Source organism: Clostridium sp., assembly GCF_032552055.1.
Taxonomy (GTDB): domain Bacteria; phylum Bacillota; class Clostridia; order Clostridiales; family Clostridiaceae; genus Clostridium.
On the sequence record NZ_JAWGSV010000071.1, the window covers coordinates 1 to 13,143 of the forward strand.

The 13,143-nt window shown below is 29.1% G+C and carries 15 protein-coding genes; all 15 read left to right on the forward strand.

The window, feature by feature from the left end; genetic code table 11:
- Positions 1-1,036 (forward strand): stage III sporulation protein AE (gene spoIIIAE, locus E6248_RS06835; RefSeq protein WP_316340070.1); only part of this gene is annotated, 1,036 nt, incomplete at its 5' end.
- A 9-nt stretch (positions 1,037-1,045) separates the two neighbouring features.
- Positions 1,046-1,627 (forward strand): stage III sporulation protein AF, encoded by a 582-nt coding sequence (spoIIIAF, locus tag E6248_RS06840; protein WP_316340071.1) that lies wholly within the window; start codon positions 1,046-1,048, stop codon positions 1,625-1,627.
- Between the two features lie 13 nt (positions 1,628-1,640).
- Positions 1,641-2,252 (forward strand): stage III sporulation protein AG, encoded by a 612-nt coding sequence (gene spoIIIAG / locus E6248_RS06845; RefSeq protein WP_316340072.1) that lies wholly within the window; start codon positions 1,641-1,643, stop codon positions 2,250-2,252.
- Between the two features lie 37 nt (positions 2,253-2,289).
- Positions 2,290-2,814, forward strand: coding sequence for a SpoIIIAH-like family protein (locus E6248_RS06850; RefSeq protein ID WP_316340073.1), 525 nt, complete (start codon positions 2,290-2,292; stop codon positions 2,812-2,814).
- A gap of 81 nt (positions 2,815-2,895) precedes the next feature.
- Positions 2,896-3,282, forward strand: coding sequence for an Asp23/Gls24 family envelope stress response protein (locus E6248_RS06855; protein ID WP_316340074.1), 387 nt, complete (start codon positions 2,896-2,898; stop codon positions 3,280-3,282).
- Positions 3,283-3,414: 132 nt separating this feature from the next.
- Complete coding sequence (nusB, locus tag E6248_RS06860; RefSeq protein ID WP_316340075.1) at positions 3,415-3,819, forward strand: transcription antitermination factor NusB; 405 nt, start codon at positions 3,415-3,417, stop codon at positions 3,817-3,819.
- A gap of 22 nt (positions 3,820-3,841) precedes the next feature.
- Positions 3,842-4,690: a tetrahydrofolate dehydrogenase/cyclohydrolase catalytic domain-containing protein gene (locus E6248_RS06865; protein ID WP_316340076.1), complete on the forward strand. Its 849-nt coding sequence runs from the start codon at positions 3,842-3,844 to the stop codon at positions 4,688-4,690.
- Entirely contained in the window at positions 4,680-5,879 is a 1,200-nt protein-coding gene (xseA, locus tag E6248_RS06870; protein WP_316340077.1) for an exodeoxyribonuclease VII large subunit, read from the forward strand. The genes E6248_RS06865 and xseA overlap by 11 nt, the downstream gene beginning before the upstream one ends.
- A gap of 23 nt (positions 5,880-5,902) precedes the next feature.
- The gene (xseB, locus tag E6248_RS06875; protein ID WP_316340078.1) at positions 5,903-6,115 is read left to right on the forward strand and encodes an exodeoxyribonuclease VII small subunit; all 213 of its coding nucleotides are present in this window, start codon (positions 5,903-5,905) and stop codon (positions 6,113-6,115) included.
- Entirely contained in the window at positions 6,108-6,983 is an 876-nt protein-coding gene (locus tag E6248_RS06880) for a farnesyl diphosphate synthase (RefSeq protein WP_316340079.1), read from the forward strand. Before xseB ends, E6248_RS06880 begins: the two co-directional genes overlap by 8 nt.
- Positions 6,984-7,002: 19 nt before the next feature.
- Positions 7,003-8,862 (forward strand): 1-deoxy-D-xylulose-5-phosphate synthase, encoded by a 1,860-nt coding sequence (dxs, locus tag E6248_RS06885; protein WP_316340080.1) that lies wholly within the window; start codon positions 7,003-7,005, stop codon positions 8,860-8,862.
- An 11-nt stretch (positions 8,863-8,873) separates the two neighbouring features.
- Positions 8,874-9,683: a TlyA family RNA methyltransferase gene (locus E6248_RS06890; RefSeq protein WP_316340081.1), complete on the forward strand. Its 810-nt coding sequence runs from the start codon at positions 8,874-8,876 to the stop codon at positions 9,681-9,683.
- A 154-nt stretch (positions 9,684-9,837) separates the two neighbouring features.
- Positions 9,838-10,689, forward strand: a complete 852-nt coding sequence (locus tag E6248_RS06895) for an NAD(+)/NADH kinase (RefSeq protein ID WP_316340082.1) — start codon at positions 9,838-9,840, stop codon at positions 10,687-10,689.
- Between the two features lies 1 nt (position 10,690).
- Positions 10,691-11,140 (forward strand): arginine repressor, encoded by a 450-nt coding sequence (locus E6248_RS06900; RefSeq protein WP_136005446.1) that lies wholly within the window; start codon positions 10,691-10,693, stop codon positions 11,138-11,140.
- A gap of 15 nt (positions 11,141-11,155) precedes the next feature.
- Positions 11,156-12,862, forward strand: coding sequence for a DNA repair protein RecN (gene recN / locus E6248_RS06905; RefSeq protein WP_316340083.1), 1,707 nt, complete (start codon positions 11,156-11,158; stop codon positions 12,860-12,862).
- The last annotated feature ends 281 nt before the right edge of the window (positions 12,863-13,143 follow it).

Consider the following 13,143-nt stretch of genomic DNA (forward strand, 5'->3'; position numbering starts at 1 on the left):
TAATTATATAAATAATATTAAATCAGATGTAGAAATAATGAATGATTTAGATCCAGTTCAATATATAAAGGAATATATACAAAATGGTGAAAGTAGTTTATCTATAAAAGAAATTAGCAATGCGTTACTAAGTTTTGCATTTAAAGAAGTTAAAACAGTACTTTCGTTAGCTATAAGCATAATTGTAATTGCACTTATATGTTCACTTTTGAAGAATTTACAATCAGCTTTTTCAAATGAAAGTATATCTAATGTTGCTTTTTTTGCATGCTATTCCATACTTATTATAATTTTGTCAAGAAGCTTTATTGTGTCAATTACTATAGCGGTAGATATAATAAAGAGTTTATCAGACTTTATGGGAGCTGTAATGCCGGTACTGGTTATGATGCTTGGTACTATAGGAGGGTTTAGTCAAGCAGCAACAATGGATCCTATAATTATGGCAGCAACGATATTTGTACCTAGAATTTATACTAGTGTGATTATTCCGTTGATATTAATTACTTTTGTATTAGAATTTACAAATAATATTTCAACGGAATATAAAATTAGTAACTTATGCAAATTAACTAAACAAATCACAGTTTGGATGCAAGGAATTATTTTAACACTATTTATTGGATTGCTTACTGTCAGAGGGATTACTTCATCTACAATAGATGCTGTAACTTTAAAGACAGCTAAGTTTGCTATAGATAACTTTATTCCTATAGTAGGAAAAGCCTTTTCAGATGCAATTTCTTCTGTAGCAGGATATTCCTTAATTATAAAAAATGCAGTTAGCACAATTGGACTAGTAGTAATTGTATTAATGATGTTATATCCAGTTATAAAGCTTTTGTTAATATCCTTTGTATATAAGTTGACAGCAGCTCTTATTGAGCCTATTAGTGATAAAAGAATAACTAGTTCTATAGCATCAGCAGGAGATTCGTTAATACTAATTATGTCATGTGTACTTTCTGTAAGTTTAATGTTCTTTGTTTTACTTGCTATTATGGCGTCAGCAGGAAAATTTGTAATAGGGGGGTGATTGCTAAGAGTGGAAGAAATAAAGGGATTTGTTATAACTCTAGTTACTATGCTTATATTAATTTCTGCAATTGAATTAATATCTCCTGAAAATAGTATGAAAAAATATATTAGATTTGTATTAGGCTGCATTTTAATTGCTGTAATGATATCTCCCCTTATAAATTTCTTAAGTGGTGGAGAAGAACTATTAGTAAGTAAAATTGATAGCTATTTATCTATGCCAAATAAAGAAACAGAGGTATCAAGTTCTTTTGAAGAAAGTAAGGATAGTAGGAGTGAGGTTGTACTTAATAATATAGAAGATAATTTAAATAGGCTTTTAAAGGAACAATATAGTGATTCTGACTTTAAAGTAAAGATTCAAGGGGATGTAGATATGGATAATATAGAGTATTCGATTGAAAAAATAGAAGTTGGTGTAAAAGATAATGGGATTTTAAATATCGAAAAAATAGTAATTAATGAAGAAGAAAGTACAGAAGTGTCTACAAATAGTGAAAATATAAAGAATAAGCAAGAAATAATTGAATTTATAAAAGATACTCTTAAAATTTCTGAAGATAAAATATCAGTATATAGATTAAGTTAATGGGAGTGAGAAAATGGGTAAGGGTGATATAAAAAAAGATATAGCTAAAATAGTAAATGATAAAAAGTTTTTAAACATAGTTGTTGTTGTTTTAATTTTAGCGTTTGTATTACTAGCTATTAGCTTTATAACTAATAGTAGGAAGAAAGAGTCAGCAGAAGATACAAGTACAAAGGTTAGCAGCAATGCAAGAGGTGAACTAGAAAAAAATGCAGAGGCAACAATTAATAACTATGAAGAAAATGAAAAAGCCGAACTTAAGAAACTCCTTTCTAGTATAGATAATGTTGGAGAAGTAGATGTAATGATTTATTTCAAAAGTGGAGAAGTGAAAGTACCTGCTACAGAAGAAACTACACAAGAAACTGTTACAGAAGAAACAGATAGTCAAGGAGGAAAAAGGACTAATGAAACACAAAATGGAGGAAGTAAAGTAGTAATGGCAGGGGATGGCTCTAAAAATGAACCATATATTCTTCAAGTTAATAAACCTGAAATTACAGGGGTATTAATAGTTGCAGATGGCGCTAGTAGTGCTAAGGTTAAATATGATATACAAGTTGCTGTATCTAGTCTTTATGGAATATCTATAGATAAAGTCAATGTATATCCTAAGAAAAGCTAGCATATAATAAAATGTAAAATAGATGGAGGGAAGATTTATGACAAAAAAACAATTTGGAATTATTTTTACACTTATGGCTCTTATAGTATGTGTAGGAGTTATAGCAGCAAAAATAAACAAGACTGGTTTAAATGATCCAACAGATTTCAGTCAAGTAATTTCTCAACAAGGTACAGAAGAAGACAAAGATAAGGATAAAGATAAAGAAACTTTAGGTAGCCAAGATTACTTCTTTAGTTTAAGAAGTGAAAAAGAGAAAGAAGATGCAATTACATTACAAAACTTAGATGCTTTAATTGCAGATGCAAACACTTCACAAGAGGCTAAGGATCTTGCAACTAACAACAGGCTAGAAAAGACAACGTTAATGGATAAAGAGTCAAGAATAGAAGTTGGCATAAAAAATAAGGGCTACGAAGATGTATTATGTTCAATAGACGGAAGCAAAGTGAGAATAGTAATTAAGGCTGATGAACTTGATGATGCAGCAACTGCTTCAATTCAAGAAATCGCAGAAAATGTATCAGGAATAAGTGATATTATAATAGACCCTAAAAAATAAATACATTGTAATATAAACTGTGCTTTGTTATAATTAACATATGATAGAGTTTTGTTTTCGAAACACTTAGGAGGTATTAGTATGAATAATATGAACTATGAAGAAAACTTAGGAATTGTTAAAATTTCTGATGAGGTTGTTAGTGTTATAGCTGGAATTGCGGCAGAAGAAATAAATGGTGTAGAAGATTTACAACACCTAGTTGGTAGCAACATATCACAATTGTTAAAAGGTAAGAAAAACCTTGGGAAAAATGTAAGAGTAACATTAAATGAAGATTATGCTATAATTGATTTAAACTTAGCAGTTGAATATGGCGTTAAGATACCAGAAGTTGTTGGTGCAGTTCAAGAAAATGTTAAGAGGACGGTTGAAACTATGACAGGATTAAAAGTTTCTTCAGTTAATATAAATGTTCAAAGCATTTTCGTACCAAAAACTGAGAAAGAAGACAGAAAAGAAAATTAATTTAACCCTCTGATTTTTCAGAGGGTATTTTCTTGTACTTTAAATAAATTTGTTGTAGTATATTTATGATTAGAAAGTTTGAAACGGTTAATAATTAATAATACTATTATTAACAACACTTAGGAGGATATAATGAATAGAAAAAAATCGAGAGAAATAGCAATGGAATTATTATTTGGGATGACATTAAGTAAAAACAGCTTAGAAGAAACTATTTCTACATTTAAAGAAGACTTTGAAATGAAGCTAAGTACTATAGATTTAGAATACATAGAGGAAATATTATCTAAAGTAGAAGAAAATAAAGAAGCAATAGATAAAAAGATTGAAGGAGCACTAACTAATTGGAAGTTTGAAAGAATATCAAAGGTTAATCTTTCAATCTTAAGGCTTGCAATAGCAGAAATGTTATATCAAGAGGATGTACCAGGAAGCGTTGCAATTAATGAAGCTGTTGAGATTACAAAAAAATATTCAGATGAAAAGAGTGTTTCATTTATTAATGCAGTATTAGATAAGGCGTTTAAGAGCTTATAGGAAAGGTAAGGGGGGCGGTTTTATGGGAATTATTATAGATGGAAGAAAAGTATCCTTGGAGGTTAAAGAGGAAATTAGGAGTTTTGTAAATAATAGAAAAGAAAAAGGATTGAAGGTTCCAAAAGTAGTTTCAATTTTAGTAGGTAATGATGGTGGGTCAGTATTTTACATAAATAATCAGGAAAAGGTGGCTACTTCACTTGGGGTAGATTTTGAAAAGCTATTATTAGATGAAACTATATCAGAAGATCATTTAATTGATGAAATAGAAAAATTAAATAATGATAAAATTGTAGATGGGATAATACTTCAACTACCTCTACCAAAGGGAATAAATGAAAAGAAAGTTATTAATGCCATATCAGCAGATAAAGATATTGATTGTTTAACATATGAAAACCAAGGTAAGCTATATTGCGGTGAAAAGGTATTTTTACCTTGTACCCCTAATTCAGTTATAACTTTATTAGAAAAGTATGAAATTGAATTAGAAGGAAAAAATGTAGTTGTAATTGGAAGAAGCAACATAGTAGGTAAGCCAGTGTCACAATTATTACTAAATAAAAATTCTACAGTAACTATATGCCACTCTAGGACTAAGAACTTACAAGATATATGTAAGAATGCAGATATAATAGTTGTAGCTATGGGAAGACCTAAATATCTAAATGAAGATTTTATTAATGAAAATTCTATAGTAATTGATGTAGGAACTTCATCTTTACATGGGAAAATTACTGGAGATGTAGATTTTGAAAGAGTTTCTGATAAGGTTAATATGATAACTCCAGTGCCAGGTGGAGTAGGTGCGTTAACTACTACATTACTTATTAAGAATGCTTGTGAGGCGTTAGAAAACAATGAAAATTAAAGCATTAACTGTTAGTGAAGTTAATAATTATATAAAAAAGATATTAGATAATGACTTCATTTTAAGCAACCTTGTTGTAAAGGGTGAAATATCTAATTTAAAATACCATAGTAGTGGACATATATATTTTTCTTTAAAAGACTCAGTAAGTAAAGTCAACTGTGTGATGTTTAAAGGAAATGCATATTCTTTAGATTTTAAATTAGAGGACGGTATGCAGGTTGTTGCAAAGGCGAGGTGTTCAATTTATCAAGGAACTGGGTCACTTCAATTATATATCGATAGCTTGCAAAAAGAAGGTTTAGGGGAACTTCATATTAAATTTGAAGAGCTTAAAAAGAAGCTTGAAAAAGAAGGATACTTTGATTTAATAAATAAAAAGCCTATACCTAGATTTCCCAATAGGATAGGTGTTGTAACATCAGAGACTGGAGCTGTTATTAGAGATATAATTAATGTAACTAAAAGAAGAAGTTCTTTAGTAGACATAGTTTTATATCCAGCAGTAGTTCAGGGGGAAGGTGCTTATAAAACTATAATAGAAGGAATAAGATATTTTAATAAGGAAAAGAATGTTGATACAATAATTATAGGTAGAGGAGGAGGTTCCTTAGAGGAGCTTTGGAACTTCAATGAAGAATCATTAGCAAAGGAAATATTTAATTCCAAATTACCTATAATTTCAGCAGTTGGTCATGAAGTAGATTACACTATTTCTGATTTTGTAAGTGATTTTAGAGCAGCTACACCTTCTCAAGCAGCAGAAGTTGCTGTGCCACTTGAAAGTGATATTAGGAATTTTATTGAAGATAGTCTTGATAAGATTAATAATATAACTATTAGTGAAATAGAATATCAAAAGGAAAAATTATTAAATATCAAAAGAATTTTAAATTTAAATAGTCCAGAGGTGTTAATATCTAATTCCTTTTTAGAAATTGATAGAAGTCATGAGAAAATGAAAGAAATAATTAGTAATAGAATAGATAGAGAAAAACTTAGAATAAAATCATTAAATGATTTGCTAGAAGCTCATAATCCTTTAAATGTTCTTAAAAAGGGATATACGATTGTAGAGGATAATGAAGGGAATATTATTTCATCAAAAGAAAATATAGAAGAAAATGATGAAGTTCAAATAATGTTTAAAGACGGCAGAGTAAAGGCTAAAATTACTAATAATATTTAAATGTAAAAGGGAGTAGATTATTTATGGCTAAAAAAGAAAGTTATGAAGATATGCTAGTTAATCTTCAGGGGATTTTAGATAAAATGGAAAAAAACGAGTTACCTCTTGAAGAGTTAATGAAGGAATATGAAGGCGGAATAAAATTAATTAATAAACTATATAAGACCCTTAATGCTTTAGAAGGCAAGATAACTGTAATAAAAGAAAATATGGAAGTGGAGCTTAAAAATGAGTAGTAAGGTTAAATTATATAGAGATTATATTAATGAATATTTAAATTTGTATTTTAAGGACAAAGGAAGTTATAATAAGATTATATATGATTCTGCTAGTTATAGTTTACTAATTGGTGGAAAGAGAGTTAGACCTCTACTTTTTTTATTAACTTCAGAGTTATATAATAAGAATTATAAAGATGTAATAGAAATGGCAGCAGCAATTGAAATGATTCACACTTATTCTCTTATTCATGATGATTTGCCATGTATGGATGATGACGATTTAAGAAGAGGTATGCCAACTAATCATAAAAAATTTGGAGAAAACATAGCTGTCTTAGCTGGAGATACTTTATTAAATGAAGCTATGAGTTTACTTATGAAATTTTCTTTAGATAATGGAGGAAATGCTTTGCTTGCTTCAAGGGAAATTGCAGAAGCAGCAGGACCTGAAGGTATGATTGGCGGTCAAATTGTTGATATAATAAATGAAGATAAAGCAATTTCTAAAGAAGAACTTTTATATATGCATAATAAGAAAACAGGAGAATTAATTAGGGTTTCAGTAGTAGCAGCAGCTATTTTTGCTAATGCCTCTAAGGAAGATATTGAAATTCTAAATAATTTTGGGTTGAAGCTTGGATTAGCTTTTCAAATAAAAGATGATATTTTAGATATTGTTGGTGATGTGAAAAAATTAGGTAAAAATATAAATTGTGATGAGAATAAGAATAAGTCAAATTTTATATCTCTATTTGGGTTAGAGCACTGTGAAAGGGAATGTGTTAATTTGACTAATGAATGTATAGAATTGTTAGATAGCCTTTCTGTAGAAGCTTTAGAATTAAAAGAATTAACTATAGATTTATTAAATAGGGAATTTTAACAGAAAGAAAGGTTTAAGTATGGGTAGAATATTAGATAATATTACCTCTCCTTCAGGAGTAAAAGATTTATCGAAGGCAGAGTTAGAAGTATTAGCATCAGAAGTTAGAGACTTTTTAATAGAAAGTGTATCTAAAACTGGTGGACATTTAGCTTCTAATTTAGGTGTTGTAGAGCTTACTATAAGCTTATTTAAAAGTTTTGATTTAGAGAAAGACAAAATAGTATGGGACGTTGGACATCAATGTTATATTCATAAAATCTTAACTGGAAGAAAAGATAGATTTGTAGACTTAAGAAAATATAATGGGTTAAGTGGATTCCCAAAAAGATGTGAAAGTAAATATGATACTTTCGATACTGGTCATAGCAGTACTTCTATATCAGCAGCTTTAGGTATGGCTAGAGCTAGAGACATAAAAAAAGAAAAGAATGAAGTTATTGCTGTAATTGGCGACGGAGCTTTAACTGGTGGTATGGCTTTGGAAGCTTTAAATGATGCAGGATTTAATAAGACAAAAGTAATAGTTATTTTAAATGATAATCAGATGTCCATAGCTGATAATGTTGGTGGGTTATCAACACATTTAAATAAATTAAGAATGGAACCTAGATATAATAGGTTAAAATCAAATATAAATGAAACTTTAAAGACTTCAAAGGCAGGTGAAAAACTTGCTAAAGTAATTTCAAGATTTAAAGATAGTGTTAAGCAATTTGTAGTGCCTTCAATGTTATTTGAAGATATGGGGTTGAAATATATAGGTCCTATTGATGGACATAATATAGAAACTATGAATGAAGTATTAGAAAAGGCAAAAGAGATAGAAGAGCCTGTTATAATACACGTAGTTACAAATAAAGGAAAAGGATATGAACTTGCAGAAAAGAATCCTAATAAATACCATGGAGTAAGTCCTTTTGATTTAGAAAGTGGAGAATCTAATACATCTAGCAAGATGAACTATTCAAAAGCATTTGGAAATGCAATGATCGAAATAGCAAAAGAAGATGAAAGAGTTGTAGCAATAACAGCTGCAATGCCAGATGGAACAGGACTTAAAGAGTTCTCAAACCTTTATAAGGATAGATTCTTTGATGTTGGAATAGCAGAGCAACATGCAACTACTTTTGCTGCTGGACTTGCAGCTGCAAATATGAAGCCTGTTTTTGCTGTGTATTCAACATTTTTACAAAGAGCTTTTGATCAAGTTATTCATGATGTATGTATTCAAAACATGCCAGTAGTATTTGCTATAGATAGGGCAGGGTTAGTTGGAGAAGATGGTGAAACTCATCAAGGTATATTTGATATTTCTTACCTTTCACAAATTCCCAATATGACTATACTGGCACCAAAGCATACAGATGAAGTCAAACCTATGTTAGAGTTTGCATTAAAACAAAATGGTCCAGTTGCTATTAGGTATCCTAGAGGTGGGGATAGTAATATTGATATTACACCTACAAAGGAAATAAATTATGGCAAATGGGAAAAGATAAATTCAGGTGAAAAGATTACTATAATAACTTCAGGTAAAATGTTACAACACACCTTGTTAGCTAAAGAACTTCTTCTAAAAGAAGGAATAAATCCAACTATTATAAATGCTACATTTATAAAGCCATTAGATGTGGAAGTGTTAAAAGAAGTTGCAGCTACTGATAATACTGTAATTACTATAGAAGATAATGTTACTAGTGGTGGCTTTGGAAGTTATGTTCTTATGAAACTTTATGAAAATGGATTTAAGAATAAATTTAAAGCTATGGGATATGAGAATAGGTTTGTTCATCAAGGTGATGTTAACTTATTATATAAAGAGAATAATTTAGATCCGGAAGGAATAGCAAAAGCTGTTATAGAACTGAATAAATAAAGGAGATAAAGATGTCTGGAAAAAAAGAAAGACTTGATATACTGTTAGTTGAAAAAGGAATATTTGCATCAAGAGAAAGAGCCAAGACAAGCATAATGGCAGGAAAGATCTTTGTTGATGGGCAAAGAGTTGATAAAGCAGGAGAAAAGGTTTCTATTGAGGCAGATATAGTTTTTAAAGGACAAGAAATTCCTTATGTAAGTAGAGGTGGATTAAAACTTGAAAAGGCAATAAAGGAATTTGGATTAGGATTAGATAATAAGGTATGTATGGATATAGGAGCATCTACAGGTGGATTTACAGATTGTATGCTACAAAATGGTGCAAGTAAAGTATTCTCAATAGATGTAGGGTATGGACAATTTGCTTGGAAACTAAGAACTGATGAGAGAGTAGTATGTATGGAAAGAACGAATATAAGATATGTTACTACTGAAGACATTGGAGAAAAAGTTGACTTTGCATCTATTGATGTATCTTTTATCTCTTTAAAGAAGATAATGCCGGCAACATTAAACCTTCTAAAGGATGACGGAGAAGTAGTTGCCTTAATTAAACCTCAGTTTGAAGCAGGAAGAGAAAAAGTAGGCAAAAAAGGGGTAGTTAGAGATATTGCTGTTCATAAAGAAGTAGTAATGGATATAGTAAATGCTCTTCAAAAAGAAGATTTAAATATACTTGCCGTAAGCTACTCACCAATTAAGGGGCCAGAAGGAAATATCGAATACTTAGTTTACTTTAGTAAAGATAAAAATAAAGAAACAAATTTTGATATTAGTAATGTAGATACAATAGTAGAACAGTCTCATAACTTATTATAGAGAAGATTATAAATAATCTATGATAAATTGTACCTATAATTGTTAAATATTTAGTGTGAATTGAAAAAAAATTTAATTAATTTGGATAAAATTATATCTATAATCATCCAATGTTAATTATTAATTGTTAACTGAAAATACAGGGGGCATGATTATGAGAAGAGTTGCCATTGCAATTAACTTAGATAAGGATAAAAGTAATGAAAGCGCTATAAAAGTAAAAGAAAAACTTATAGAGTATTTCGGAAACATAGAAATAGTAATGGTAGATAGTTACAATATCACTAATTATGAGTTTCAGGACTCATTAGATCTTATTATAGTTCTAGGTGGGGACGGAACTATATTAAGTGTTGCTAGAGGGATTAATGGGAAGGTAGATGTTCCTATCTTAGGAATCAATATAGGCAATCTAGGCTTTTTATCTAGTGTAGAAATATCAGATATTGATTTAGCTTTTAAAAAATTAAGAGATTTAGAATATAGGGTTGAAGAAAGAATACTTTTAAAATCTAATATTCCAGAAGACATTAATAAAGGGCAATCTTTAGCACTAAATGATATTGTAATATCCAGAGGAAGCTTATCTAGGATGATAAGATTTCAAATTTTCATTGATGGTACGAGATATTATACTTTTAAGGGTGACGGCTTAATAGTAGCTACACCTACAGGATCAACTGCATATTCTTTTTCAGCTGGAGGTCCTTTTGTTTATCCTACTGTAGACGCAATAACCTTAACACCTATATGTGCTCATACTACTGGGGTACAACCAATAGTATTAAATAGTAACTCTAATATAGAAGTTAAGATAGAGAACAATGATGAAGAATTTAATATAATTTTTGATGGCCAGAAAGCAATAAGATATATAGATGAAGCAACTATATGTATAAGAAAATCAAAAGAGCATGCAAGTATTATTTTATTTGATGACTATGATTATTTTAAGGTTTTGAGGGCAAAAATTATAAATAATTGGAAAGATTGTGAAGGTGATTAATTTGAAATCAAAAAGACATACAAAAATACTAGAAATTATAAGCGAAAAAGATATAGAAACTCAAGAAGAGTTAGCTGATGAGTTAAAAAGAGCTGGTTTTGACGTAACCCAAGCAACTGTTTCTAGAGATATCAAAATTTTAAAATTAATAAAGATGCAAGGGGCATCAGGTAACTATAAATATGTTGCTTCATCTAAGGAATCTAAGGATATAAATGATAAGTTATCTAGCATATTAGCTAATGCTGCTGTATCTGTTGAAAATGTAGATAACTTTGTAGTAGTAAAAACGTTAACAGGTTCTGCATCTGCAGCTGCAGAAGCAATTGATACTTTGTTTGATACTGAAGTTGCTGGTACTATAGCTGGTGACAATACAATATTTATTTTAGCTAGAAGCTTAGATAGGGCTGAAGAGCTTGTTGATAAAGTAAGAAAAATGATTTTATAAATAAGGTGAGATTTTATGTTATTACAATTAAATATAAAGAATTTCGCATTAATAAGAGAATTATCCATTGATTTTAAAAAAGGGTTTAATATATTATCTGGTGAAACTGGTGCAGGTAAATCTATATTAATAGATACTATCGATTATGTTTTAGGAGGTAAGTTTTCTAAAGACTTAATAAGGTATGGTGAAGATAAGACTTTTGTTGAAGCGGTTTTTTCTATTGAAAATGAAGATATTTATGAGGTTCTAAATGAACTTGATATAACTGATGAAATATTAATAATTTCTAGAGAAACAACTATTTCAGGTAAAAGCATAATTAAGATAAATGGTAAATCTATAGTACTTTCTTATTTAAAGAGAATAAGGGAAAAGTTATTAGATATACATGGACAACATCAAAATCAAAATTTATTAAATAAAGCTTATCATATCTTATATTTAGATGATTTTATAGGTAATGAACTAACGGATAATTTAAAGATTTTTCAAGAGTATCAAAGTGAGTATAACTCAATAAATGAAAAGATAAAGGAGTTAAACGGTAACACTGATAGAGAAAAATTAATAGATTACGTTAAATTTCAAATAGATGATATTGAAAAGGCAAATTTAAAAATTGATGAAGAAGAAAATCTAAAAGAAGAATTTAATTTACTTTCTAATGCAGAAAAAATATCTTTAGCCTTAAGTAAGTCTTATGGGATATTAGAAAGCCCTATGGAAGGTATTTCCGTTGTGGAGGGCATATCTAAGGTGGTAAATGAGCTATCAAGAGTGGAAGCTCATTTAGATAAGATAAAGGAAAAAAGAGAAAAGGTAGAGGAATCATTATATAATTTAGAAGAAATATCTAGGGAACTTAGAGATATGTCTTCAGAAATTTATTATGATGAATTTGAATTAGAGAAAATTAATTCAAGAATATACGAAATTAGTTTATATAAGAAAAAATATGGTGAGTCTATTGAAGAGGTACTTAACTATTTAGATAAGTTAAAGAAGCAATATGATGAACTTGTAAACTCAGAAGAAATAATTAATGAATTAAATAATAAAAAAATTAAAATAGAAGAAAAAATGAAGAGCGTTTCTGAAGTAATGCATAATATTAGAGTTGAAAAAGCATCATTCTTAGAGGAAAAGATAAAATCAGAATTAAACTACGTTGGTATGGAAAAGGCTGAAATAAAAATTTTAATAGAAAAGTCCAATTCCTTTAATCAAAGAGGTTTTGATGATGTAATATTTATGATTTCAACTAATCCAGGTGAGCCATTAAAGGTATTAGAAAAAGTAGTTTCTGGTGGAGAACTTTCAAGAATTATGCTAGCAATTAAATGCGTTTTTGTGGACAAAGATAAGATACCAACATTAATATTTGATGAAATTGATACTGGTATAAGTGGAAATATAGCTAAACGTGTAGGCGAAAAAATGTATGAAGTTTCAGTTAATCATCAAGTGTTATGTATAACTCACCTACCACAAATTTCTGCTCTTTCTGATTGCCATTATTTTGTATCAAAAGATGTAGAAAATGGAAAAACATATACTAAAATTAGAACGCTAAATAAGTATGAAAAAATAAAAGAAATTGCAAAGATGACTAGTGGAGATGATGTAAGTGATGTAACACTAGAAAATGCTTCTGAAATGGTAGCCTTTGCCGATTTGAAAAAAGAAGAAATTAAAAAAACGCTTATGATTAATACATAAGATAATAAGAATATGAACAGACTAAAATCATGGTTTATTACCATGATTTTAGTCTTTTATATTTTTAAAGTTATATATATTAAAAATTTAAAACTTTAACATTGTTATAACAGCATATAAGTTTTTTGATGTGGGAAAGTTAAATACAGAAGCAAAGGAGGAGAGACAAATGAAAAGTAAAAAATCAATATTTATTGTGACTATATTAGCTCCAATGTTGATTCTGAGTTTAATAACCTATGTAAATATATTTAAGTTGCCAGAGAAAATTTACATAAATG